This window comes from Enterococcus saigonensis (assembly GCF_011397115.1).
Lineage (GTDB): Bacteria > Bacillota > Bacilli > Lactobacillales > Enterococcaceae > Enterococcus_C > Enterococcus_C saigonensis.
On sequence record NZ_AP022822.1, the window covers coordinates 1654983 to 1681638 of the forward strand.

General features: G+C 34.9%; 24 protein-coding genes and 1 tRNA gene. 6 read left to right on the forward strand and 19 right to left on the reverse strand.

What is annotated here, in order from left to right; translation table 11 throughout:
• Nucleotides 1–60: 60 nt before the first annotated feature.
• A complete protein-coding gene (locus tag EsVE80_RS07780) occupies nt 61–1017 on the reverse strand; it encodes an aromatic acid exporter family protein (protein WP_173103217.1) in 957 nt (318 codons plus the stop codon).
• Between the two features lie 147 nt (nt 1018–1164).
• Here EsVE80_RS07780 and EsVE80_RS07785 point away from each other — a divergent pair, with 147 nt between their 5' ends.
• The gene (locus EsVE80_RS07785; protein ID WP_173103218.1) at nt 1165–1770 is read left to right on the forward strand and encodes an FUSC family protein; all 606 of its coding nucleotides are present in this window, start codon (nt 1165–1167) and stop codon (nt 1768–1770) included.
• Nucleotides 1771–1785: 15 nt separating this feature from the next.
• Here the strand turns inward: EsVE80_RS07785 and EsVE80_RS07790 are convergent, their stop codons facing one another.
• The 6 genes from EsVE80_RS07790 to EsVE80_RS07815 form a co-directional block, all read right to left on the reverse strand.
• Nucleotides 1786–2916, reverse strand: a complete 1131-nt coding sequence (locus EsVE80_RS07790) for a sodium ion-translocating decarboxylase subunit beta (RefSeq protein ID WP_173103219.1) — start codon at nt 2914–2916, stop codon at nt 1786–1788.
• Nucleotides 2909–3034: an OadG family transporter subunit gene (locus tag EsVE80_RS07795; protein WP_173103220.1), complete on the reverse strand. Its 126-nt coding sequence runs from the start codon at nt 3032–3034 to the stop codon at nt 2909–2911. Before EsVE80_RS07795 ends, EsVE80_RS07790 begins: the two co-directional genes overlap by 8 nt.
• Nucleotides 3035–3174: 140 nt before the next feature.
• On the reverse strand, nt 3175–6540 hold the full coding sequence (locus tag EsVE80_RS07800; RefSeq protein ID WP_232061153.1) for an FtsX-like permease family protein: 3366 nt from the start codon (nt 6538–6540) through the stop codon (nt 3175–3177).
• Between the two features lie 7 nt (nt 6541–6547).
• Complete coding sequence (locus EsVE80_RS07805) at nt 6548–7249, reverse strand: ABC transporter ATP-binding protein (RefSeq protein ID WP_173103222.1); 702 nt, start codon at nt 7247–7249, stop codon at nt 6548–6550.
• Nucleotides 7250–7435: 186 nt separating this feature from the next.
• Entirely contained in the window at nt 7436–8584 is a 1149-nt protein-coding gene (gene nagA, locus EsVE80_RS07810) for an N-acetylglucosamine-6-phosphate deacetylase (RefSeq protein ID WP_173103223.1), read from the reverse strand.
• A 75-nt stretch (nt 8585–8659) separates the two neighbouring features.
• A complete protein-coding gene (locus EsVE80_RS07815; RefSeq protein WP_173103224.1) occupies nt 8660–9493 on the reverse strand; it encodes a helix-turn-helix domain-containing protein in 834 nt (277 codons plus the stop codon).
• A 133-nt stretch (nt 9494–9626) separates the two neighbouring features.
• Between EsVE80_RS07815 and EsVE80_RS07820 the strand changes: the two genes are divergently transcribed.
• The gene (locus EsVE80_RS07820) at nt 9627–9803 is read left to right on the forward strand and encodes a DUF2187 domain-containing protein (protein WP_173103225.1); all 177 of its coding nucleotides are present in this window, start codon (nt 9627–9629) and stop codon (nt 9801–9803) included.
• Between the two features lie 141 nt (nt 9804–9944).
• Here the strand turns inward: EsVE80_RS07820 and EsVE80_RS07825 are convergent, their stop codons facing one another.
• Together EsVE80_RS07825 and EsVE80_RS07830 are read right to left on the reverse strand one after the other, a co-directional pair.
• Nucleotides 9945–11162 carry a pyridoxal phosphate-dependent aminotransferase gene (locus EsVE80_RS07825; RefSeq protein ID WP_173104158.1) on the reverse strand — a complete coding sequence of 406 codons (1218 nt, stop codon included), beginning with the start codon at nt 11160–11162 and terminating at the stop codon, nt 9945–9947.
• Nucleotides 11163–11252: 90 nt separating this feature from the next.
• Nucleotides 11253–11408: a hypothetical protein gene (locus tag EsVE80_RS07830; RefSeq protein WP_173103226.1), complete on the reverse strand. Its 156-nt coding sequence runs from the start codon at nt 11406–11408 to the stop codon at nt 11253–11255.
• A gap of 69 nt (nt 11409–11477) precedes the next feature.
• On the opposite strand from EsVE80_RS07830, the gene EsVE80_RS07835 reads away from it, so the two are divergent.
• A tRNA-Leu gene (locus tag EsVE80_RS07835) sits at nt 11478–11561 on the forward strand.
• An 85-nt stretch (nt 11562–11646) separates the two neighbouring features.
• Here the strand turns inward: EsVE80_RS07835 and EsVE80_RS07840 are convergent.
• On the reverse strand, nt 11647–12108 hold the full coding sequence (locus tag EsVE80_RS07840) for a MerR family transcriptional regulator (RefSeq protein WP_173103227.1): 462 nt from the start codon (nt 12106–12108) through the stop codon (nt 11647–11649).
• Nucleotides 12109–12203: 95 nt separating this feature from the next.
• Here EsVE80_RS07840 and EsVE80_RS07845 point away from each other — a divergent pair, with 95 nt between their 5' ends.
• Nucleotides 12204–12935 carry an SDR family oxidoreductase gene (locus EsVE80_RS07845; RefSeq protein WP_173103228.1) on the forward strand — a complete coding sequence of 244 codons (732 nt, stop codon included), beginning with the start codon at nt 12204–12206 and terminating at the stop codon, nt 12933–12935.
• A 111-nt stretch (nt 12936–13046) separates the two neighbouring features.
• Here the strand turns inward: EsVE80_RS07845 and EsVE80_RS07850 are convergent, their stop codons facing one another.
• From EsVE80_RS07850 to EsVE80_RS07890, 9 genes are all read right to left on the reverse strand, one after another.
• Nucleotides 13047–13232, reverse strand: a complete 186-nt coding sequence (locus tag EsVE80_RS07850; protein WP_173103229.1) for a hypothetical protein — start codon at nt 13230–13232, stop codon at nt 13047–13049.
• A gap of 13 nt (nt 13233–13245) precedes the next feature.
• The gene (locus EsVE80_RS07855; protein ID WP_173103230.1) at nt 13246–14031 is read right to left on the reverse strand and encodes a hypothetical protein; all 786 of its coding nucleotides are present in this window, start codon (nt 14029–14031) and stop codon (nt 13246–13248) included.
• A 207-nt stretch (nt 14032–14238) separates the two neighbouring features.
• A complete protein-coding gene (locus EsVE80_RS07860; RefSeq protein ID WP_173103231.1) occupies nt 14239–16068 on the reverse strand; it encodes a glycoside hydrolase family 13 protein in 1830 nt (609 codons plus the stop codon).
• Nucleotides 16069–16074: 6 nt separating this feature from the next.
• On the reverse strand, nt 16075–18486 hold the full coding sequence (locus EsVE80_RS07865) for a glycogen/starch/alpha-glucan phosphorylase (RefSeq protein WP_408639876.1): 2412 nt from the start codon (nt 18484–18486) through the stop codon (nt 16075–16077).
• 144 nt (nt 18487–18630) lie between these two features.
• Nucleotides 18631–20067 (reverse strand): glycogen synthase GlgA, encoded by a 1437-nt coding sequence (gene glgA, locus EsVE80_RS07870; protein ID WP_173103233.1) that lies wholly within the window; start codon nt 20065–20067, stop codon nt 18631–18633.
• 1 nt (nt 20068) lies between these two features.
• Nucleotides 20069–21214 (reverse strand): glucose-1-phosphate adenylyltransferase subunit GlgD, encoded by a 1146-nt coding sequence (gene glgD / locus EsVE80_RS07875; protein ID WP_173103234.1) that lies wholly within the window; start codon nt 21212–21214, stop codon nt 20069–20071.
• Nucleotides 21204–22346: a glucose-1-phosphate adenylyltransferase gene (locus tag EsVE80_RS07880; protein ID WP_173103235.1), complete on the reverse strand. Its 1143-nt coding sequence runs from the start codon at nt 22344–22346 to the stop codon at nt 21204–21206. The genes glgD and EsVE80_RS07880 overlap by 11 nt, the downstream gene beginning before the upstream one ends.
• 31 nt (nt 22347–22377) lie before the next feature.
• Entirely contained in the window at nt 22378–24312 is a 1935-nt protein-coding gene (gene glgB, locus EsVE80_RS07885; protein ID WP_173103236.1) for a 1,4-alpha-glucan branching protein GlgB, read from the reverse strand.
• Nucleotides 24313–24766: 454 nt separating this feature from the next.
• Complete coding sequence (locus EsVE80_RS07890) at nt 24767–25156, reverse strand: hypothetical protein (protein ID WP_173103237.1); 390 nt, start codon at nt 25154–25156, stop codon at nt 24767–24769.
• 159 nt (nt 25157–25315) lie between these two features.
• On the opposite strand from EsVE80_RS07890, the gene EsVE80_RS07895 reads away from it, so the two are divergent.
• Both EsVE80_RS07895 and EsVE80_RS07900 read left to right on the forward strand, forming a co-directional pair.
• Complete coding sequence (locus EsVE80_RS07895) at nt 25316–25858, forward strand: DUF2179 domain-containing protein (RefSeq protein WP_269474233.1); 543 nt, start codon at nt 25316–25318, stop codon at nt 25856–25858.
• A gap of 144 nt (nt 25859–26002) precedes the next feature.
• On the forward strand, nt 26003–26596 hold the full coding sequence (locus EsVE80_RS07900; RefSeq protein ID WP_173103238.1) for a hypothetical protein: 594 nt from the start codon (nt 26003–26005) through the stop codon (nt 26594–26596).
• Nucleotides 26597–26656: the final 60 nt, after the last annotated feature.

Sequence of the window (26656 nt, forward strand, 5' to 3'; positions counted from 1 at the left end):
TTAGCCCTGTTGAAGCAACGATTTCCTGTGGTGAAACATTATATAATGTTTCACCGCTTTTTATTCTTCAAGCCTGTTACTAAACTCTACTTTGGTCTCAATAAAACTAGTAAATAATTGGAGAAACTGGAATAAACGTGCACGATTTTCAAATTCAAAACGATTTTTTGGCAACGGACTTTTTTCATAATTTCGACTAATTGCTTCAATTAATTGTAAAAGTTCACGACCATCATTATTATAGCCAAAAGTTTTTGCAGTTGTTTGCAACAAGTAGCGCATATCAGCCACATATTCTTCTTCAACTTCAATTTGATCCAATAAATTTATCATATCTCTTAAAATCAATACTTGTCCGCGGCGCATAGTAAAGTAAGATGCAAAAGTTAAATCTTCTTGAAACCAGCGATTTTGCTGATGACGCTTTGCTTTAATTTGCGATTCATGTAAATACGCTGTCAGTTGGCCACAAGTTTGTTGCGCTTTTTTAGCTGCAATGGGCGTATTTAAACCACTTGCCAACTGACCCAAAAGTTTTTTGAACATTACTTCAATTATCATCTGTTCTTCTTTTAAAGTTTTAGCAATATCTGGCATATACAAGTTGGCTATTAAAGCTAGGCCTACACCTAAACTCATTAATAAAAATTCATTGGTAATAATTTGCCAAGCAAAAGAATTTTCTGTTAAATAATGGGTAACCAAGACTGAATTGACGACGATTCCATCATCAAGTTTGAAATATACAGAAACTGGTATAAAGATTAATAAGTAGACACCAAATGAAAAAGGATTAAATCCTAATAAATTAAAGCAAAAAAAAGCAATAATGGTAGCAATAATTAAAGATACCACGCGATAAAAGGCCGTTAATAATGTGGCTTTTTTTGTATTTCCGACACTTAAAACGGCAATAATGCCAGCTGCTGGAGCATATAATAAATTTAGAAATTGTGCTAAAAACATAGCTAAACTCGCAGCAATAACGGTTTTAACCGTACGTAATCCAATTTTCATAAGCCCCTCCTTTATTTTTAGTTTACCGATTTCACCGTAAACTGGCAATCTTAATGGATTTTCGTTATCATATTTATAGAGCAACTACTAAAGTAAATCTTAAACAGCTATTTATTCAAGCTAATTTTATAGAACAGGAGCTAAAAAATGCGATTAGGACGTTTTCGAATCGGAATGAGAACCATGAAGACTGCATTAGCAGTAATGCTTTGTATCTTGCTTTTTCACTTTATCGATCGTGGTCAACCCTTGATTGCGGCACTAGCTGCTGTCTTTTCACTACGACAAGATCTAACTACAACTGTATCTTTTGGCAAATCCCGGGTCTTAGGCAACTCAATTGGTGGGATTGCCGCCATTCTTTATTTTTTTATCAAACAATATTTTCATCATGATTTCCTAGTGGAGCTCATTGCCTTACCAATTTTTGTCGCCTTGGTAATTATCATCTCAGATGGTATTAATAATAATTCAGGTATTATTTCAGCAATTGCTACGATGCTTTTAATTACACTAAGCGTAACCGAAAGCCAATCTGTTTATTTTGCTATTGATCGCGTGTTAGATACATTTATCGGGACATTTATCGCCCTAGTAATTAACTTTATTTTACGCCCGCCTACCGATGAAAAGGAAAAAGAAATTACCGAAGACTTAGTTGAGTTAAAGCAAAAAGAAGAAAAACTACATTTTATGTTGGCTGAAGTTCAAAATGAAATCAAGAAAAAGAACGAAGAAGGAGATGGCCGTTAATTGCCATCTCCTTTTTTACCCAAAATAGGCTAACAATGTACCCGCTGCAACAGCAGAACCAATAATGCCTGCTACATTTGGTCCCATTGCATGCATTAATAAATAATTGGTCGGATCATTTTTCAAACCTTCTTTATGCACTACGCGGGCAGCCATTGGTACAGCAGAAACACCTGCCGCACCAATCATAGGATTTACTTCTCCTTTTGTTAATTTACACATCAATTTGCCAAACAAAACGCCTGCTGCAGTTCCAATTGCAAAAGCAAATAATCCCAAAATAATAATCTTAATGGTTTCCAGAGATAAGAAAATATCAGCTTCTGCTTTTGCCCCAACAGTTATGCCCAATAAAATAGTGATACTATACATCATAGCATTTTGCAAAGTCTCTGCTAATTTAGGAACTACTTGTGATTCGCGAATTAAATTTCCCAACATTAAACATCCAATTAACGTTGTTGCTGCCGGAACTACCAATGCTACAAAAATTGTCGTAAAAATCGGAAAAATAATTCTTTCCACTTTTGTGACGGTCCGTTGCATTTGCATTTTAATTTTTCGTTCTTCTTTTGTAGTCAAAACATTAATAATTGGCGGTTGAATTAATGGTACCAAAGCCATATAAGAATACGCAGCAATGGCTATCACAGATAATAAGTGGGGGGCTAACCGAGTCGTTAAATAAATAGCTGTTGGGCCATCTGCTCCACCAATAATTCCCGTAGCTGCTGCTTCTGGTCCTGTCATTCCTAAAAAAATAGCACCAAAAAAAGCCGCAAAAATTCCAAATTGTGCTGCCGCCCCTAAAAGCAATGTTTTAGGATTTGCAATCAAAGGACCAAAGTCAGTCGATGCACCTAAACACAAAAAGATTAATGGTGGATAAATTCCCAGGTTCGTTCCTTGATACAAATAATACAAAAGCCCCCCTGGTTCAACTTCTGTCGGACTAGCAAAAATTCCTGTTAACGGTAAATTTACTAATAAAATACCAAATGAAATGGGCAAAAGTAAATAAGGTTCATATTCTTTGAAAATGGCTAAAAATAAAAAGATAATAGCAATTAAAATCATAATAAACTGTTTTCCTGTCATGCCAGCAAAACCAGACGTTTCGATCATATTTTTGATAATCTCAGTCATCTTTCATCTCCTTAAAAATTTTTTTAAACAAAACTAATGCTCCTCCTAGTGCTGCTAAAACGAAAAAGACCAATAACATAGCCACTAGTGTAATCATTCCCGCTTCTATTAAAGTCATTTTCTCCTCCTTTATTCTTATTACTTTAATTGTAACAAAATGCCCATAAGACACAAAATGAAAACGAGTTCAAAAAAAAGCCAAGTCTGGCACCTTTTATAACGTGCACGTTTTAAGGCACTTAAGACTTGGCTTTTTTCTTATTCATTTGATTTTAACGCCTCTATCATATCCACATTTTTTAACTTAATATATATAAAAATCCCAACAAGTATTGTAAAGAAAATTGTAATAAGACTCGCATAGAGATAACTCAAAGGCTGAATAACTGGCGAAAACATCACCATGTCCAACTCAACTGTCTTCAAGACAAAATCATGTTCGATTTTACCTAAAACTAGGCCGAATAAAATACCAAAAATAGTTAAAATAATATTTTCTCGATAAATGTACATGGTTAATTCATTATCATAAAATCCCAACACCTTAATAGTTGAAAGTTCGCGAATTCGTTCTGAGATATTAATATTATTTAAATTATATAAAACGATAAAAGCTAAAAGCCCGGCTGATATAATCAAAACCCATACAACAATTGTTAAAGCTTGTGTTGTGTCATCTAGTGCATGTAAGGAATCTGATAAAAAGCTCACATTCACAACTTCAGGATTTTCCATTAATTTCTCAGCGACATCTTTTTCTTGACTGCTACTCAAATCCTTTTTAAAAAGTAAAAAAGCAGCATTATATTCAGGTTTTCTCTGAAAAACTTGTTCATAATAAGATGGACTTAAATAAGCAAAATGACCGGTATAATTTTCCGCAATTCCAGCGACTTTAATTGGATAACTTTGTTTATCTGTATCTTTTAAATGAATTGTATCTCCAATTTTTATATTAAATAGTTGTGCCAATTTCTCATTAATAACTGCACCTTTATTTTGCAGTTGGTATTCTCGCGTGCTTTGACGGTTATTTAATAAAATGAATTCATTTAAATTTTGAGCTTTTTGTGGTACATACACACTGACATCTTGCGGTGTTTTATCGTGTCCTGAAATTGTAAAGGTCTCTATGCTAACGGCCAAACTATCTTTGTAGCGATTTAATTGTTTAACTTCTCTTTCGTAACGTGTTTCATTATTCTTATTGGTATCACTAAATGAAACAACAGCTTGGTAATGCCACAATTTCTCAAATTGCAGTGGAATAATATCTGTAATAGAATCCCGCAAGCCAAATCCAGTGACGATCATCGCTGTACATCCCGCAATTCCAACCACCGTCATCAACATTCGTAATTTATACCGGAATAAATTACGCAAGGTTACTTTTTGATTAAAATTTAGTCGTTTCCACAATGGTTTAATATTTTCTAGCCACACTCTTTTTCCTGCCTTTGGTGCTTTAGGACGCAATAAAGTTGCAGGAGGGACAATTAAATCCAATCGCACTGTCAACATAGCTACACCTACTGTACAAATCAACCCAACCATAATACCAATGATTGTGTAATTCAAATACCACGGTGTGACAAAAGAAGGTAAATTATACAATTGACCATAGGCATCGATAATAATACTTGGAAATAGGTTAAAGCCAACCAGCAACCCTAATAGTGAACCGATAATTCCCGCTAAGAAAGAATAAATAAAGAATTTTAAAGCTATTTCAGCATTTCGATAACCTAAAGCTTTGAAGGTTCCGATTTCTCCTCTTTTTTCTTCCACCATTCTCGTCATGGTAGTCAAGCTGACTAAGGCAGCAATCAAGTAAAAAATTAGTGGAAAAACAGTGGCTAACGATGTAATGCGATCAGCATTTTGTTTGTATTCGGTATAGCCTGGATTATCATTACGATCACTAAAAATATACTCTGCCGGCTTCAAGTTTTCTAACCGTTTTTTTTCATTTTTTAATTGTAGCTCAGCATCCAAAAGTTTTGGCATGTTGGTGCTTGTTTGTTTCTGAAATTCGATTAATTGCTGCTGATACACTTTTTCACTGCCAGCAATTTCAGTCTCAGCTTTTTTTGTTGTTACGTCAGCTTTTTCTTTTGTTTCTATCAATTTTGCTTTTGCTTCTTTAAGTTCAGCGGCTTTATCTTGTAGCGTTTTTTTAGCTTGGTCTAATTTTACTTCTGCTTGTGCCAAACTCCGCTCTTTTTCTTCAATTTCACTTAAATCCAACGTGGATGTTGTTTCGGTATTTGTCAACTGTGTCAATTGTCTTTTTAAAGTATCTATACGGTTGATAATTTCTTTTTGTACGGCTACGACATCTGCAAGTGTGATATTTTCTTCATCCCACTTCTCAATACTTTCGTTTAATTGCGCGTCTCCTATTAATTCTGCCAACGCTAAAAGCGAACTTTTTTCCTCACTAATTTCTTTTTTGAGGGTTTCTTCGTCAGAAGACAATTGTTCTAATTTGTCTTTCAAATTATTGCCATTATCAATTTTTTCTTGAGTTTGCTGGATGGCCAGATCATTAGGATTAGCAGTTGATGTTGTCGTAGCTGCTTTACGCTGTGCAGCCACTTCTGCTTGTTCTTGTGCCAACAATTGTCCCTGCTGATTTAAATCTTCGTTTTGTTGCTGGAGTTCTTTTTCTTGCTCCTCCAACTTATTGGCTATGTTTTCTTGTTCTTTCTTGCCTGATTCTATTTTAGCTGCTAACTCTTTTTTCGCATTTTCAATTTTTTCTTTTGCTCTTTTTAATTTGTTTTCGCCATCATCTAACGTTTTTTCCCCTTGTGTGATTTCAGCTTGAACTATTTTTAACTGTTCTTGAGCTTGTTCTTTTACTTCCTTTAGACGTTGTTGTGGTCTTTGACGTAGTTTTCTACGTAAACTTTTGATTCCTTCATCTGTTATCTTTTCATAAGTTTTGGAATATGCTGTGTGCTTTTTACTTTCTTTAAACTGAACCAAAATGCGACTATAACTTGGCAAATTTAAGTCATTTTCATGGACTACTGCAAAATAATCTATTGTGCCACTGCCAACGTTTGTACTGCCGCGTTTAATGTTTTCAATATATTCTGGACTATTCACGAAACCAACAACTTTAAACTCACGTTTTTTTAGTTGTTGTTTTGGATCGTCATCTATTGCTACGATAAATTTATCGCCAATACGATAATCTTTATTGTAATCAGCTAAATTATCTAGTGCAATTTCTCCTGAATTTTTTGGTAAACGTCCTTTAACTACGTAATAGTCGTTGATATCTTGCTGCGCGGTGTAGCCAAAAAAGCGCAAGACTTGATTTTTATCGCTTAAATTTAAATCAACTGAATATTCAGGCATCGCTTTTGCCACATGATTATCTTCTTTGATTAAATCAAGGTCTGTCGTGGATAAGCCAAGCGTTGAGATCACTGTTGCATCTGCCAATTTTTGCTGATCGTAATAATTATCACTGGATGTGATCATATCAGGCCCGGTTGCACCGATACCGACAAAAAAAGCAGTTCCTAAAAAGATTATTCCAAGAATCGATAAAAATCGTGCCGGAGAATTTCTGATCTCTCGCAGACTAGTTTTGAGTAATGCGTTTTTCATGCTACTATCACCACGCAATCTCTTCAATCGGAAGTGGATTTTCATTTAAAGTAATACTTCTGACCTTGGCATCATTAATTTTAATGACACGATCGGCCATAGGAGCAATTGCTGAATTATGGGTAATAATTATGACTGTCGTTTCAAATTCTGTTGCTGTATCTTTCAAAATTTCTAAAATTTGTTTTCCTGTTTCATAATCCAGTGCTCCTGTTGGTTCATCACAAAGTAAAATTTTAGGTTTTTTAGCCAAAGCACGAGCAATCGTCACGCGCTGTTGTTCTCCTCCAGACAATTGTGCAGGAAAATTATTCATGCGCTTACCTAATCCAACTTTTAACAAGACCTCCTCAGCATCCATTGCGTCTTCTACAATTTGTGAGGCTAATTCCACATTTTCTTTTGCAGTTAAATTAGGAACTAAATTATAAAATTGGAAGACAAAACCGACATCGTTTCTTCTATATCCTGTCAATTGTTTCGCATCAAAACGTGCGATATCTGTTCCATCTACTGTAACTTGTCCACTATCACAGGTGTCCATGCCACCTAGTATGTTTAAAACAGTCGACTTTCCAGCACCACTTGGCCCTAAAATAACAGCTATCTCACCTTTTTCAACACTAAAGGTAACATTATCGTTAGCAATGATTTCCGTATCTCCCATCTGATACTTTTTCACTTCGTTAAAAACTTCAATATAACTCATAAAATTAGCCCCTTATAAAAAAATTCTCGTTAAATTAAGTTTACCACAAGATATTTTTTTAATGAAAATTCAACTTAGAAAAACACACTTTTATTTGGCAGAAAATAAAATAACTAAAAAGATATTTACCAAAATAAAAAAACGACAACCAAAATTTTGGCTGTCGTTAAAAAAATACTATTTAAATTAAGCTTCGTAACGTTTTACACCATCTAAATAAGTAGCTACTAAGGTCATGTCTGGATTTAAGACAATAAAGTCAGCATCCCGTCCATTTTTAATCAAACCACACTTGTCATCAATCTTACAACTAACAGCGGGAACCCAAGTTGCCATCATAATTGCTTCTTCTGGAGTAGCAATTTCCCAATCTACGACATTCTTAATAGCTTCTTTTAATTTCAAAATACTACCAGCCAAATTGCCTTCTTTCATTCGAGCTGTTCCCTCTTTTACTACAACAGGGAACTCACCCAAAATATAGTCGCCATCTGGCATGCCACCTGCCATCATGCAATCTGTAATTAATGCTACATGGTCATGGCCAGCTTTTTCCATTAAAATTTCAGCAGCTTGTGGATGAACATGGTGTCCGTCACAAATCAATTCAGAAAAGACATGTTGTAAACTAAGTAGCGCACCTACCATACCTGGTTCGCGATGATTCAATCCACGCATCCCATTATAAGCGTGTACAAATACATTTGCTCCAGCTTCAACTGCTTCTGTTGCTTCTTCTAATGTCGCATTACTATGCCCTAAAGCTACTACGACACCTTCTCTCGTCACTTGATTAACAAACTCTTTAACGCCTTGACGTTCAGGTGCTAAAGCAATTTTTTTAATTAAACCACCAGATGCCTCTTGCCATTCATGGAAAGTATCAATATCTGGATCACCAAAGTAAGATGGGTTTTGCGCACCCTTGTGTTCTTCTGTAAAATATGGTCCTTCAAAATAGATCCCTTGAATTTTTGCACCTTTTACTTCTTGATACGTATCGCCAATCGTTTTAGCAACGTCTTTTAATAATTCTTTTGTAGAAGTTAAAGTCGTTGGTAGGTAAGAAGTCACACCACATTCTAACAACCCTTCAGACATAATCTTCAAACCTTCAGCATTATTGTCCATAACATCTTGGTTTTTATAGCCGTGAATATGTGTGTCCACTAAACCTGGGGCAATCCATTTGCCACTGTGGTCGATAACATCTGCATCTTTTTCAGGTAATTCAGCATAATAGCTACCAAATTTTCCATCAATAATTTCTAAATAGCCTGCAGATTTAGTATCAGAATTTAAGAAAAACTTGTCAGCATAAATAAATGTCCGCATTTAAATCGCTCCTTTGATTTACTATCTTAAAATTACTCCTTCTTTTAACAGAAGTCAAGAAAGGTCTAAACCATTTTAAAGATTTGTAATCCGTTTCACAGAGCTAGATATTTTAAAGTATTTCTCTCCTTGTTCATTTTTACCTTGCGCTTCATAAATCAAACCTTCTAACCGGAAAAGCTCTTCTAAATAATAATAACTTTTTTGTTTTCGCACCATTTCTGCACCATTTTTCACGATAACCAATGCTTCGTCATACCGCTTTTCTCGGTATAAAAACAAACCGTAATTATAAAAAACTTTTGCAAGGCGGCAATCAATACGCTCATTAGGTAATGTATAAAAAAGCTCCATACTATAAGCTAGATTAAACTCTCCTTCTTTTTTTTGACCTAAATCCACTTGTACTCTTCCAATACAAGAAATTAATTGAATTTCATTAGAAGAAATAAAATGTTTGTCCACTTGAAATGTATAAGAAAGTCCATGTTTCAAATGCTGCAAAGACGATTCGAGGTCTTTTCCTAGAAAATATTCGCAACTGCCTAAATAATAATAGTATAATTGTAAGTCTGTATCCAAATACAATTGATCTAAAACATCTGGCTGATTTAACAATGCGTTTAATTTTGTATATTCTTTATGGAAAAAGTGATAGGCCATTTGATCAAGCAATAAATTTACCTTTCGAATCTCCTTAGAGTGAAGCGTCATAATTTGATCAATAGTTACGCCTAGTCGTTCGCACAAATTCTGCATCACCAAGACATTTGGCAACTCTTCGTCATTTTCGATGCGACTCAAAACGCTTTGAGAACAAATATTTTGCGACAACATTTTTTGTGTTAATTTACGATCTTTGCGAATCTGTTTTAATGCTTGCCCAAAAGAAACATTTTCTGCTGTCATTACGCGATCTGCCTCCAATTATGCGAATTAGCATTACCCTTTTTGTATATTTTATCACATAATACCCGCAAAGGCGCTACCGAAAACAAGCAACTTTTTATCATTATGTGGAAAAATTTAGGAGGATTTTGGAATGAAACAACAAGCAAATGTTATTTTTAAGTGGCAAGATGAACAATTTTCAGGCTGGATTGAAAAGGAGTATCAAAATTCGTTTTTAATCAATGTGACAAACCCGAATGAGGAATTAGAGACGAAGTATGCCAAGCGAATTATCATCAGTAAAAAAGCCTGCCAACGGCTCTCATAAGAATGATCAAGCGCTTTACATATAATCTAATAACTTTATATACAACTTTCACATAGGTACAAAAAAAGAGAATGATGGAGCTGATGGTCTTCAAACAATCCAGTTTGTTAAAGATCAAAAGCCAGTCATTCTCTTTTTTATTTATTTTTGTTGATAGGTTGCCAAAAACGCGCGCAATTTTTCTGCTGTAAATTTCAAATCATCCATTTTAGGCAAATAAACAATCCGAAAATGATCGGGTTCTTGCCAATTAAACCCGCCACCATGGACTAGCAAAATCTTGTGTTCATGCAAAAAATCCAAAACAAATTGTTCATCATTGGTAATATTAAACCGCTTAATGTCAATTTTAGGAAAAATATAAAAAGCTGCTTTTGGTTTTACAGCTGAAAGACCTGGAATATCATTTAATGCGTTATAAATGAATTCACGTTGTTCGTAGATTCGACCACCTGGCAATAATAATTCATCACTGCTTTGGTATCCCCCAAGAGCAGTTTGAATAATTTGTTGAGACAATACATTGGAGCATAAACGCATGGAAGACAACATATTTAAACCCTCAATGTAATCTTTCACCCCTTTTTTATCTCCACTTAGAACCATCCAACCTACACGAAAACCTGCTACACGGTGAGATTTTGATAATCCATTTAAGGTCACGATGAAGCGGTCTGGAGCTAATGTGGCGATTGGAACATGGGTCAGTCCATCCATCACCAAGCGATCATAGATTTCATCAGAAAAAATAATCAAATCAAATTCTCGTGCTAAGTCCACGATACCTTCTAATATCTCTTGGGGATAAAGTGCTCCAGTGGGATTATTAGGATTAATTACTACAATTGCTTTAGTTTTACTGGTAATTTTAGCACGCATATCTTGAAGATCTGGATACCACTCACTTGCTTCATCACAAATATAATGAACGGGTTTGCCACCAGCTAAAGAAACGGATGCCGTCCATAAAGGATAGTCAGGTGAGGGTACTAACACCTCGTCTCCATCATTACATAAGCCTTGCATACACATAGTGATAAGCTCACTAACTCCATTACCTGTATAAATATCATTTATTGTTACGTTAGGAAATCCCTTTAATTGACAATACTGCTCAATGGCTTTTCGCGCTGAAAAAATCCCTTTGGAATCAGAATATCCTTCTGATGAACGAACATTCATAATTAAGTCACGCACAATTTCATCAGGGGCTTCAAAGCCAAAAGGTGCCGGATTACCAGTATTTAATTTTAAAATACTAACGCCTTCTTCTTGCATTCGATCGGCCTCTTCTAACACTGGGCCGCGCACGTCATAGCTAACACCTTCTAATTTATTTGATTTCTCAAAATGTTTCATCATCGTCGCCCCTTTTTATTGAATTCTTTTAATTACTTTACTTTTTTATCTTTTAAAAAGCAATCCCTCCTGTAATTTTTCGCAAAAGTTTTATTTTTTTGCTTGCCAAAAATTAATTCCAATATCAATTGCTATGCTTGCTATAAGCCCCATAAAAATACCAAGTAAAATATTCTCCATTATTATTCCAATTAATATCCCCAGCAATACCGCTGGTAAAAGAAACGTTCCATCTGATTTTTTCAAACAAACACCTATTTCTAATCTTAATCTTGACAAAGTTTTTTTTTATAAGGTATCATAAGTTGTTGTTTAGCAGAAGTGTTGGAATTGGCAGACAAGCAAGATTGAGGGTCTTGTGAGCGGATGCTCGTGCGGGTTCAAGTCCCGTCTTCTGCATGAATAGTTTTTTTTAAAAGATACCAAGTAGGTAGAAACCTGCTTGGTATCTTTTTTTCCGTAATTTGTCTCCATTTTTTGATAACTACTTTGAACTATTTTCACTGGCTTCTAATAAATATTTCTGTCGCCATTTAGAATCTACTTGCGTCGTTCCAGTTTTAAAAAACATTTTTTCGCTTCCTGCCGTTTTTGCCTGAGCATAATACCATTTTTTCCATCTTAAAAATTCAAGGTTAGCTTGCAAAACGTTTATCTTTTGCTCTAATATTTCTTCTTGACTCACCATAAATTCATAACGTTTAGGCAGCGTACTGTCTCCTTGAATACACCATTGCATAAAAACTTTAATGTCTTTTAATGGAATTGCTGATTTTTTTAAACAAGCTATAACTTCAAGGTAGCCCAAGTCGTCTGCTGTAAAAATTCTTTGACCGTATTCATTGCGCTTTACAAAAGGCAACAGGCCCTTTTCATCGTAATAGCGTAGTGTCGCCACACTAAGTTGGTATTTTTGGGCAATTTCACCAATCGAATAATTTTTCATTCATTTCTCCTTGCCCTCAAGTATACTTGAGTATTTATACTGCTTATAGTTAAAAATAATCCTGGTACAAAAAATGCCAGAAAAGGAGATTTATTATGTCAAAACCACTTGTCGTTATTACTGGTGCTTCATCGGGATTTGGTGCCCAGATGGCAGAAATATTTAATCAACAAGGTTATCCTTTACTTTTACTAGCACGTCGCACCGAATGTATTTTGTCACTTCCACTTAATTTTCAAAATGTGATGATTGAAAAAGTTGATGTCACAGACAAACTCGCCTTTCAGCAGGCAATTGAAAAAGCTGTTGCAAAATTTGGTCCCGTTGATTTGTTAGTTAACAATGCGGGGGTGATGCTTCTTGGCAATGTGACAAGCCAAGACGCTACCCAATGGCAACAAATGTTAGATGTCAATATCATGGGTGTTTTAAACGGGATACAAATTGTTTTAAATAAGATGATTGACCAAAGACATGGCACAATTATCAATATCTCTTCACTTGCCGGTAAAAAAACATTTCGAAATCATGTTGCTTATGTGGCCTCAAAATTTGGTGTTCATGGCCTGACTGAAACAATTCGTGAAGAAGTGTCCGATAAAAATGTTCGGATCTGCCTTGTTGCTCCCGGAGCTGCTGAAACCGAACTTTTGAGCCACACAACTGATCGCCAATCACAAAAAGATTATACTGCTTGGAAAGAGACAATGGGCGGTATAACTTTAGATCCAAAAGTAGTAGCACAGACAGTGCAGTTTATTTATGAAATGCCACAGGAAGTGACAATTCGCGAAATAGATCTTGCTGCAACTGCGCAAGATAGTTAAATTTGAGAAAAACTTTAATTTCAAATTAATATAAAAACAGCTCTAAATATCCAAATGGGATTAGAGCTGTTTGTTTTGACCAATTTTGGATCCATATTGATGCTTAAGTCTTTACAAAACAGTTGGATCATAATGATAGGTTATATCACCATTATGATGCGCTTCACCAACAAAATACTTTTTATCATCTCGATTAACCCAAGCTTTACGAAAAAGGAAAAAGTTTTCCCGACTTACTTCAATTTTTTCAATTTCACCATTTTTCAATTTTTCTAATTGCACTTCATAACTTTCCATTTAATCAAAACCTCTACTCTTCAAAATAGCCAGAACCGCGTCGACTTTCCGATTGTCCTTCTTCAATTAAACCTTTTAAATCACGCTCTAAAACTTTACTCTTTTTTTCTGGTTTTATTTCTATTTTAGAATCTGCCAATTCTGCAGGTACATTTTTTTCATGATAAAATTTTTCAACCGCAGGATCATCAGCTTTTTTTTCTTGAAAAGCTGCCGGTTCATGATCAAATAATAAATATTGTTCCTTATTTTTGTGTAATGAATCCATTAATTCTGTTTCATCCACCACGTTCTTTTTTTTCTCTGGAATTAAAGAAGCGGGTATATATTTAGGGACAAAATAAGTGCGACCTGCCGAATAACGTTTCATGGTATTTTCTTCTGGCGTTATTTTAGGTTTATTTTTCACTTTATAAGTAGAGCGTTTGTAGTCTTTACCAAAAAGTGAAGTTCTCCCTGCTAAATCTGTTTCCGGTTTAACTTTTTTACTATAATCCGGTAGATTTTCACGATGTTTTTTTAGCTCTTCTTGTTGTGCCAATGTATGCCCTTGTTTGGCAGCCGTTGCTTTGCGAGAGCGACGTAGTGCACGTTCTTCTTGCATGTGATTATTTTTTAGGACATTTTTTTTCGGTGGCGTATAAAAAGAAGTTCCCTTGTCTTCAGGCTCATCTGTCAAAAGCCAACTGCGGTCTTTGGCAAAGAGATTACGTTTTTCTTTTTGAATTTTGACATTTTCCTTGTCATCATAAGCTGGAAAACGATAATGTTTACGATTAATATCCGTGTATTTTCCCATTTTAATTCATCCTTTATCTACTTTGTTTCATCATACCATAAAGTATCAAATTCTACTGGAATTCACCATGGGTAACAATTATTTTAAAAAATTATACAAAAAATACCCGAACAAAAATAGTTAATCCTAATACTCCTACTGTATTGCGCAGAAATTTTAGAAATTAGCCTACTTTTGTTCCGGTTTTTAATGTTATAACAACAAAATTTATTCGTATAGCTTTCCACTAAATACTACTGTGCCTGTTTCTTGCATAGTAGTATTACGACCAATAATTGCTTGCAAACGTTCCTTTGAGATTGGCAATGGGCGCAAAGATTGAATTTCTTCTACATTTAAAACTTGGATACCATTACTAGGATTAAAGAAAACTAAGACAAAGTCCTCCGCATCATACCGAAGTACACCTAAAACTCGTTGTGTATACAATAATAAAAAATCGCCTCGAAAAATGACGGGATTATCCTCTCGCAAAGCAATCCATTTGTGACAAGCCTCATCACAAGTCTCATCAATATTATCCCATGGAAAAAATTTGCGGTTATCTGGGTCTTTTTTACCGGTTAATCCCGCTTCATCACCATAATAGATGCACGGCACACCTGGAAAAAGATGCAACAAACCAAATGCTAACGCTAATTTTCTTCTATCACCATTTAATTGTGTTAAAATCCGCTCAGTATCATGGGTTCCAATATTATTGAAACTGTTGTAAAAGATGTCGTGGGGATAATTTTCTTGCAATGTTGTAAAATGTCTGGCAATTGTTTCAGGACGACAATCTGCTATAAGAAAAGCCAGTGCTTGTTCTCGCAGGGGATAATTCATTACTCCTTGGAGGTGTTTTCCTAATATATATTGCCGTCGTTTGCCATAAGAAATTTTGTTTGAGGCGTCTTCCCAGACTTCTCCTAATAAAACTTTATTATTAAACTGATCTAAATTTCGACGAACCCCGGCAATAAATTCATCTGGCAATTCATCGGCTACGTCTAAACGCCAACCATCAACACCAAATTCATTCCACTTTTGTAAGACTCCTGCAGAACCAAAAATAAATTCTTGAAATGCTTTGTTTTCTTTATTAATCTCCGGTAAATCTTTTACTCCCCACCAAGAACGGTAGTCATCCGGATAGCGGTTAAAAGTAAACCACGGATAATACCGGCTATGAATATTGCGATAAGCACCTTCATTTTCACCATAAGCACCATCATAATTAAAATAAAGACTGTTACGCCCAACATGACTAAACACACCATCTAAAATGACGTGAATATTATTTTGATGAAGTGCGTGTAACAATTCGGCAAATTCTTCTTCTGTGCCCAAAACTGGATCAATATTTAAATAATTACTCGTATCATACCGGTGATTACTGCGTGCTTCAAAAATAGGATTCAAATAAATGCCTGTAATCCCCAGTTTCTTTAAATAGGGAATTTTATCTTTAATCCCTTTAAAATTCCCACCAAAAAAGTCCCAACGAGCAATATCACCATTTTCATCTCGAATATACATCGGTTTATCTTCTTTACTGCCATAAATAAACGTATTTTCTTTAGGGTTATTTACTACTTGTTGCGCATTTCCATTATAAAAACGATCTGGGAATATTTGATAGAATATCCCTTCTCGATACCAACTTGGTGCTACTTCCGCCTGTTCATAACAAGTTAGTTGATAAGCATTTATTTCTTCTAAGTGATCGACTAATCTACCTGGTCCACCACCTTCTTTTGCACCATAGTAACGCGTATACTCAGCATGATTTGCATCTAAGTAATGCAGCTTAAAATAGTAAAAATAGATTCCTTTACCTTCGTTACAAAAATAATCAAAATGATAAGTAGTCGTCCCATAATTTTCCATTGGAATAGTATGACTTTCCCCACCATCATTTGTGACAACTAACGTTACCCCTGTGACATTGGGGTCTGCAGCTCGAATTTTAAAAGAAATAAATTCATTGACTAAAACAGCGCCAAAAGGCTTTTTATACTCTTCTAGCCATGAATTAAAATACACATTCGTCATAATTTCTTACCTCGTTAGTTCCTTGTGAGCAAAAACAGGCTCGATTTGCCAGATGTCTTCAGCGTAGCGTTCGACAGTGTGGTCGGCAGAAAACTTACCGGCGTTTGCGATATTAATTAAGCTGATTTGTTGCCAACGTCGTTTATCTTGATAAAGTTCTTCAATCCGCTTTTGGGCCAAACAATATGAATCAAAATCTCTTAAGACAAAAAATTCATCATTATACTTAATCAAAGAATCAAAAATTTCTTGTCCTTCAAATTGAATGTTCGGAATTGTACCATCAATAAAAGCATTTAAAACTTTTTGGATGGTTGGTGAATCCTCATAAATTCCCAGTGCATTATAGTTTTGAGCATGATAATATGCGTAAACCTCTTCTTCAGTTAAACCAAAAATTACAATGTTCTCTTTGCCAACTGCATCTCGTATCTCAATGTTAGCACCATCCAAGGTGGCTAAAGTAACTGCTCCATTTAACATCAACTTCATGTTGCTCGTACCAGAAGCCTCTTTTGAAGCCAAGGAAATTTGTTCACTAACATCCGCAGCCGGAATAATGCGTTCGGCTAATGTGACATTATAATTTTCTAAGAAGACAATTTTTAGTCGATCTTTCACATCCGGATCATTATTAATTAATTGTGCTGTTTCATTGATTGTTTTAATAATAGCTTTAGCATAGGAATAACTTGGTGCAGCTTTTGCTCCAAAAATGAACACTCGCGGCTCCATCTGCAAGTCTGGTTTTGCTTTAATATCAAAGTACAATTTCAAAATATGCAAAAGATTTAGCAACTGTCGTTTGTATGCGTGTAGCCTTTTTATTTGCACATCAAAAATTGCATTAGGAGAAACAACGATATCAGTTGTCTCTTTAATATATTGAGCTAAAGCAACTTTATTTTTGTATTTCGCTTCTTCTATGGCAGATAAGACAGCATCGTCTTCAACGAAATTTTGTAATAAGTGTAAGTCATTTGGTTTTTGGCGCCATGACGTCTTAATTGTTTTATCTAAAAGTTTGGCTAGCGGTTCATTGGAAAGTTGTAGCCATCGTCTTTCAGCAATACCATTTGTTTTATTATTGAATCTTCCAGGAAAGATTACATAGAAGTCATGCAAAACAACATTTTTTAATAAATCTGTATGCAGTTTAGCAACACCGTTCGTGCTGTGGCTGCCAATAATTGCTAGATTCGCCATATGAACTTGACCGTTTCGGATAATGCGTGTCCGCTCGATTAAATCGGCTTCATAGTATTTGCGATATTGATTGACAAAACGTCGATCAATTTCCTCAATGATTTGATACATACGCGGTAACAGATCTTGCATTAGTTCAATTGGCCACTTCTCCAAAGCTTCCGACATAATGGTGTGGTTGGTATAACTCATGACTTTCACTGTTATTTCCCACGCCTGCTCCCAGGATAGATCACACTCATCTAACAAAATGCGCATCATTTCTGGAACACATAATGCCGGATGAGTATCGTTAATATGGATAGCAATAGATTGACTCATAGTAGTTAGCGGTTTATTTAACTTTTTAAAGTAACGGACAATACTTTGAACTCCTGCTGAGACAAAGAAATACTCTTGTAAAAGTCTAATTCTTCGCCCTCTTTCATTTGAATCATCGGGATATAAAACAGCAGTTAAATCCTCTAATTCACGACGATCTTCTAAGCTGCGATATTTGCTTTCTTCTGAGGCGGGAATTTCAACAGACCATAGTCTTAATGTATTTACTACATCATTTTGATAACCCACCATTGCTGTATCGTACGGGACGGCTTTAATAAGACGGCTATTTTCATAGACTGGTTTTAGACGCCCATCCGCTAGTGGCATCATGTAAACATCTCCTCCAAAGCGCACATCAATAGCCTTACTCTCCTTACGCACTTCCCATACATTGCCATTATTTAACCATTCATCTGGCAATTCAACTTGATAACCATCCACAAAACGCTGTTTAAACAAACCGTAGTCATAGCGAATGCCATTACCATTGCCTGGCAATCCGCAAGAAGCAATTGAGTCCATAAAACAAGAAGCTAAGCGGCCTAACCCACCGTTCCCTAAGGCCATATCTTTTTCTTGGTCTACAATGTCATCTAATGAAAAGCCCAATTCGGTTAAACCATCCCGAACAGTATCCAAAATACCCAAATTTAATAAATTGCTTTTTAACATTTTTCCGGGTAAAAATTCAATGGAAAAGTAGTAAACTTGCTTTGTTTCTTCGGTCAGATAATCTTTCCATGTTTGCACCCAATCATCAGCATAATACGTTTTAACAACACTCCCTAAAACATGAAAAAGTTCTTGTGGTGTTGCATCACTGATATCCATCGCGTATTTTTCTTTGAGCCGTTGAATCATTTCTTCTTTAAAAACCTTCTTAGTAATCTTCATCTCTTTTCCTCCCAGATATTAAAAAGTTGAAGAAGTTTCCTTCTTCAGCTAAATATTTTTAGTGAGTTCCTTTTTTAAACGCTACAGATAAGAAACCGAAAAACAGCCAGCTGTTTCTCGGTTTCTTCTGCTTACTGGTTAAATTAACGTTTCATATAACGTCACATATTCTTTTGAAGACGTTGTCCAACTAAAGTCTTGATTCATCGCCTGGTGAATCAAGCTGTGCCAAGTTACGAAATCATCTGCATATACTGTTAATGCTCTTTCAATTGCTTTTAAGAGTTGATAAGAACTAAATTCAGCAAAACCAAATCCAGTTCCTTCACCTGTCACAATATTAAATGGTGTGACAGTATCTTTTAGCCCTCCAATTTCGTGAACAATCGGTAATGTCCCATAACGCATCGAAATCATTTGTGATAAACCGCAAGGCTCAAAAGCAGAAGGCATTAAAAAGATATCAGATCCGGCATACATTTGCTGTGCCAATTTTACATCAAAAGAAATACTAACTGAACATTTTTCTGGATAAGTCTTTGCAAAATAGCGGAAGCCATTTTCAAAATTTTTATCCCCAGTTCCAAGTAATACTAACTGAACATCATTTTGTAAAATATTGTGTAATTCATCTAGCAAAAGATTAAACCCTTTTTGGTAAGTCAGCCGACTGACCACTGCTAAAAGGGATACATCTGCTCTTTGCGGCAGTCCCATTTTTTCTTGCAACACTGCCTTATTTTGCGCTTTTCCGGTTAAATCTGTAGAGTCGTAGTGAAAAGGCAAAGCCGGATCAATTTTGGGATTGTTTAATTCGTAATCGATCCCATTTAAAATTCCGCTTAGTTTACCAGCTTCCATCCGCAAGATAACATCTAACCCAGAGCCAAACTGTGGCGTTTTTATTTCCTCGGCGTAAGAAGGACTCACTGTATTGATACGATCAGCATATAAAATTCCTGCTTTCATAAAATTCAAACAGTCATTCATCCGCACAGTGCCGTCTTCATAACGCTCCATACCAACACCAAATAAATCAGATAAGACACTTCCCTCATATTGACCTTGAAATTCGATATTATGAATGGTTAAAACTGTTTTAATACCATTATACGCGTTAATCCAACGGTATTTTTCTTTTAATAAGAAAGGAATCATTGCAGTATGATAGTCGTTAACATGCAAAATATCAGGAATAAAATTAATTCGTTCCAACATTTCAATTAATGCTAATTGGAAAAAAGCAAATCGTTCACCGTCGTCATAATAACCATACAAGTCGTCCCTGCCACCAAAATAATATAAATTATCTAAAAAATAGTAAGTGACATCATTTAAGATCATTTTTTTTATACCACAATATTGTCGGCGCCAACCAACATTCACATAAAAAGAAAACAAATCTTCGCATTGATCAGCATATTGTTTAGGAATTTTTTTGGCAAAATAGGGCAATACAACCTGACAATCAATTCCTTTTCTTACTAGCTCTTTTGGCAAAGCTCCAGCAACATCACCAAGTCCTCCTGATTTGAAAAAAGGAGCACATTCAGTGGCAGCAAATAATACTTTCATTTTATTCGCCTCCGTAAACATCGGAAATCACATGACTTTGTTTTTTTATTACTAAAGGCTCCTCTTTAGTGCCGATAATTTTGACTCCTGGTGCTACTTGAACTTCTTTATCTAAAATCGCATATTTTACTATAGCTTTTGCACCGATTTTATTGTTTGCCATTACGATAGAATTTTCTACTATTGCCTCTTCACGAATTACTGTATGGCGAGAAACTAAAGAATTTTTTACTGTTCCTTCAATAATGGAACCTGTTGCAAATTGCGAATTTTCCACTTGTGACGTCGGAGCATAGTAGGTCGGTACTTCATTTTTTAACTTGGTATAAATCTTTTTACTTGAATATAAGAGTGAACTAAATTTTTGTGGATCTAGCATGTCCATATTGGCTTGATAATAAGAATTAATGTCAAAAATATTATTTAAATAACCCGTATATTCATAAGCTGAACTTTTTACGTTGGTAATATTTGAACGTAGGAAGCTTTCTAAATTAACAGAAACTCCTTTGTTTTGCCCTTGTGATAAGGCTTCAATTAATCGGTCAGTTTGAACGATGTAAATATCTGCAGACAAATTCACCATATCATCCAAATTACGTTCTTTTGCTTGTGTTGCCCCAATAATCTTACCATGATCTTCTACTTCTAAAATAATATCTGTGGGGTAAACTTGTGATTTTGGCATCCGTTTATAAACGACTGTCATATCATTTTCTTGCATTTGATGAATTTTTAATACAGCGCGTAAATCAATATTGCAAAGCATTTTACTGCCCATAAAGACAGTGTATTCTGATTTTGATTTACGTAAATAATCAATTACTGTATCATAGTAATGCTTATTTTCTGCCTTTTGTTTTAAAAAATCTTGATAAACATGAATAAAGAAGCGGTTGCGAACACTATCTAAATTCCATTCTTTTCCACCACCGATATGATCAAAAACCGATTGTGTTTCTCCTTCGTTGAATACCATAAATACAGTATTAATATTGGCATTCACAATACTAGACAAATTAAAATCAATTAGACGATATTTGCAATCAAAAGGCAATGTTGCCAACGGACGATTTTCTGTTAATGGCAATAACTCATTGTAACGATGTAAATTACCCAGAATTGCGCACATTTTATTAGTTCTCATCAAGAGTCACTCCAATCACTTCGGAATAGCCGACTACAGCAATTTCCTCGCTGCCGTCAATAACTGCATCATCACCTACAATGGCATTTTCACCAATAATCGCGCGATGAATTTTAACGTTTTTCCCAATCGTTGCTCCCGGCATTACTACACTATCGCTAATCACAGTACCTTCTTTCACTTGAACATCGTCTGATAAGATAGAATGATTAATTTCACCAGAAACATAACAGCCATCTACAATTAATGAATTTTTCACTGCTGCTGTTTGTGTTAAGAAATGAGGTGGCGAAATCGTATTTTTTGAAAATACGCGCCATGATTTGTCACGAATGTCCAATTCCATATCCGGTTCAATAAATTCCATATTAGCTTCCCATAAGGAATCGATTGTTCCCACATCTTTCCAATAGCCAGAAAAACGATAAGCAAATACATTTTCACCAGATTCAAGATAGTTTGGAATAACATGTTTACCAAAGTCAATCATTTGCCCATCTTTTGAGTAGCTATTCATTAAAACATTACGTAAGCGTCCCCAGTTAAAAATGTAAATTCCCATCGAAGCCAAGTTGTTTTTGGGCTCTTCTGGTTTTTCTTCAAACTCAATAATTCGGTCATTTTCATCTGTATTCATAATTCCAAAGCGTGAAGCTTCTTTAATTGGCACTTCAATAACAGCCACAGATAATGAGGCATTGTTAGCTTTATGAGTTTCCAGCATATCTTCATAATCCATTTTATAAATATGGTCACCAGATAAAACCAGTACATATTGCGGATCCATTTGATCAATGTAGGCAATATTTTGATAAATTGCATGTGCTGTTCCTTCAAACCACTTGCTTCCTTCAGAACTGGAGAAAGGTTGTAAAATAGTGACACCTGAATTAATACCATCTAATCCCCAACTAGCGCCATTTCCGATATGATTATTTAATGCCAATGGCTGATATTGCGTGACAACCCCAACATTGCGAATTCCAGAGTTGGCGCAATTACTTAAGGTAAAGTCAATAATACGATAACGTCCACCAAACGGTACTGCTGGCTTGGCAATATTTTTAGTTAATTTTCCTAACCGGGTTCCTTGACCGCCGGCTAAAATCATTGCTAACATTTCTGTTTTCATTTTTGCGGTGAAATTTCACCATTCCCCCCTTTTAATTTTCAGCTTTTGCCTTTTTACTTTTACTACTTGATCTTCCCCGCGTATTAACTTCAGCCGGTTTAATCAACAATGCCCCTAAAGCTGGCACAATAGTTTGAATTTGATATGGATAATCTTTAAACGGAACAGCAATTGACTCTTTTACATCATTTGATTTAACCCAAGTTCCGCCAAATTCTTTCATCTCTGTATTTAAAATTTCTTTATACGTGCCTTTATATGGCACGCCCACGACAAAGTCTTTTCGCTCTACTGGCGTTAGATTTAAAACAACAATGATAAAATCTTTTTTTGTCTTTCCTCGTCTAATGAAACTCAAAATCGTTTCCTCGTTGTTGTCCGCATCAATAATTTCAATCGTGTCATAGCTACCTTCTAATTCCCAAAGTGCTTTTTCAGTTCTATAAAGTTCATTTAATGTCTTGGTAAAATGTTGCATACTATGGTTCATATCATCATTTAAATCGACCCATTCTAAACCATGATCGTATTTCCACTCCAAAAACTGTCCCCATTCACTACCCATAAAGAGTAACTTTTTACCAGGGTGGGTAATCATATACGTATACAGATTACGTAGTTGAGAAAACTGCTTGTAGCGATCTCCCCACATTTTATGCATCAGACTTTTTTTACCATGAACAACTTCATCATGAGATAAAGGTAAAATATAGTTTTCACTCATCATATACATGAACGAAAATGTTAGTAGATTAAAATTATGGCGTCGATAAATTGGGTCCATCTCGTAAAACCGTAACACATCATTCATCCAACCCATATTCCACTTATAGTCAAAGCCTAACGCACCACTTTCAATCATACCGGTAATTTTTGTATCAGAGGAACTTTCTTCAGCTATCATTAACACTTCAGGATGTGCTAATTTCACTACAGCGTTCAATTTTTGTAAAAAGTAATAGCCTTCAAAGTTTCGATTACCGCCTTCATGGTTTGGCGTCCAAGGTCCTTCATCATAGTCACGGTAGAGCATATTGGAAACAGCATCCACCCGAATACCATCTAAATGATAAAATTCTAACCAAAACAGTGCACTAGAAATTAAAAAACTTTGAACTTGTGGTTTTCCTAAATCAAAATTAATTGATCCCCAGCGAATATTTCTAGCACGATCCAGATCTTCATATTCAAACGTTGGTGTCCCATCATAATAAGGTAGCGTATCTTCGTTAATACAAAAATGACCAGGTACCCAATCAACTAAAACTCCGATATTTTCTTTATGACAAGCTTCAACAAAATCTTGAAATTCCTCCGGTGTACCGTAATAAGAACTTAATGCAAAATAGCCAACTAGTTGATATCCCCAAGACTTTCCTAGTGGGTGCTCCATTAATGGCATAAATTCAATATGGGTATAGCCCATTTCTTTAACATAGGGAATGAGTTCTTTGGTTAAATCAGAAAAGGTATAAGGTGTATTATCTTCATGATGTTTCCAAGAACTGGCATGAACTTCATAAATATTCAATGGTCGCTTAAAATAATTTGTTCGTTTTTTCCGGCCCTGCCATAAGCCATCTTTCCATTTTTTTTCCTGTAAAGTATGTAAAACCGCTGCACTTCCGGGACGTTTTTCAAATCGAATAGCAAAAGGATCAATTTTAAAAATTTCACGACCATTTGCTTGCCGTATTTTAAATTTATAAAGATCGCCCTCGTGGGGTTTAGCTGTCTTGACTTCCCAAATACCCGATTCTCGTTTTACTAACGGTATTGTATCTTCCCAATCATTAAAATCGCCCACCAACCAAACTTGTTGTGCATTAGGAGCCCAGACCCGGAATACAAAATTGCCATTCGTTAACTTATGTGCACCCAAAAAGTGCTGGCTATAAAAGTTCTCTCCTGTTAAAAACCGTTCTTCTGCTGCTAGCGCTTTAATTTCTTGCTTTTTTTCAACCATACCAGTTTCCTTTCTATAATGACTATTTTTGATCAGGCAATTTTTTTAGACTAAAGGATAAGAACGAATCCAGTTAAATCACTAACTTTTTCTAATATAATAATAACATACTTCTAATCTTTGAAAAGCATTTTGTGGTAAAAATAACTCGTTTTCCACAAAATAAATTTAATTCATTTTGTAACAACGAAAAATGTCTTTTGTTAAAGCGTTTACAACATTTTTGCTGAATACGATAACAACATTGCTATTACACAATACTTAAAAATAAAGAATATTACGAAAATAAAAAATGAAAATTATATAACTAATTCTGAACATTAAAAAAGATGACACATCTTTTTATGAGACAATAATGAGCATTATTGTTTAGAAATGTTGCGATTTTTTTGTAAATAAAAAAGTACTTGACTAAAAAATCAAGTACTTAAAAAATAATTTATCATTTCGACATTTACCAATTAACTATATTATCCTGAAAAAACTTTTGATAAATAACTGTACCACACTGAAAAATACCCATCGTGCCTAGAAATATTCGAACAATAAAAGGTAAATAGACAACGATTAACGCTAGGGCTAACAAAATCATCCCCTGAATAAACGAATAGGAATGACAAAATGGTAAAAAAAAGTGCAAAGTTACAAAAGCAAAAAGACTACTGACAAAAATTAATAGAAATTTAAAAAAGACAAACAACATATGATCAAAGGTTGGATGATAACTCAAAGCTTGCTCAATCGAAAAAAATGTTTCCGGATTAACTAATAGTAAGTATACTGAATAATAAAGACCAAAAACCATCATTATACCATGACTAACTAGTAAAAGACGTCGACTCATTTCCTCACCCCTCACACATTTTTTATATTATAACAATCGTTCTATATAACAATTGTAATCTTTTTTTAATATTTTTGCAAAAAAATTCTATTTTGGTTAGTCTTTCAATTGTAATTTCTGAATTTGTAGTGTATTTTGGAGCAATAAGGGGGTTTTTAATTGGATTTCAAGCTATTATTTATGATTTTCGCTATTAATTTTGCCTACATCACCTTGAATACACTCCGCTTCATGTTAACAATGAAAGGTTATCGTGTCATCGCACCACTAGTGAGTATGGTCGAAATTACGATTTATATTTTAGGGCTTTCGATGGTCTTAGATCGTCTAGATGATCCTATCAACTTATTTGTTTATGCGCTTGGTTACGCAGTTGGAATTAGTGTTGGAATTAAAATAGAGGATAAACTTGCCCTTGGCTATATTATGGTTACTGCTATCCTCCCTTCTAATACCAGCGAAGAAAATCATCTACCTAAAGTATTACGCGATAATGGTTACGGTGTTACTCAGAGTAATGCACAAGGCTTAGAAGGCGATCGTGTCGTACTCGAAATTTTATCGCCGCGAAAAAACGAACGCCAACTTTACCAATTAATTAAAAGTGTTGAAGAACGTGCTTTTATTATCTCCTATGAACCAAAATATATTTCGGGCGGATTTTGGACCAAAAAAGTTCGAAAAAGACAACTCCGACAATAATAAAGAAAACGTCAATTTGCTAGTAAATTGACGTTTTCTTTATTTTTCATATTAAATTAATAAAAGTATTATTTTATGAGAAATAGTCGACATTTACTTATTATTTTGTTATTATTATGCTGAAAAATCGTTTGGAGAAAATATATGACAAATTTGAAACTATTAAAATATATTACCGTAGCTTGTGGTTTCACCGCTACGATTCTTTTTGTGTCGACTTTTTGTAGCGATTACTTATTTGATACCCTTGCAACCAAACTGTCCTTAAATGCCTTTGGTGAAAATAGTAATCTTGGCACCCTTTTTAATCATCTTTTTATTTTATTCACAGTTATCTTTAGTGGCTTGCTTTATTACTACTGCAAACAAACAGGAAAAATTGAATTCAAAGAAGCAACCAGCTTTTATTTTATCGCCTTTTCAATTTTATTTCTCCGAACTTTTTTACCTTCGGAGAATATCCATTCCTTTTTTTATCTTTTATCAGTAGGTATTCAGATATTAACAACCTTAATGGCTTTATTTTTCTTTTTAATCGCCTTTTTAAATCGTAAGTATCCTGTCTTTTTTGCTATTTTAATGGGTATTGATATCCTTATTTATTTAGGAAGCGTTCTTTACAGTGTTTTATTAACTGATTTTTCGCTACCTAATTTTGGAAGTATCGTTGCAGCAACGATTAACATTACATTTTTTAGTTTTTTCTTTTTAAACATGCCGATAAAAAAGCATGTATAATTTAGCAAAAAAGGGCAAACCCAGACTTTGTGGGTTTGCCCTTTTTCTATTTATATTCAA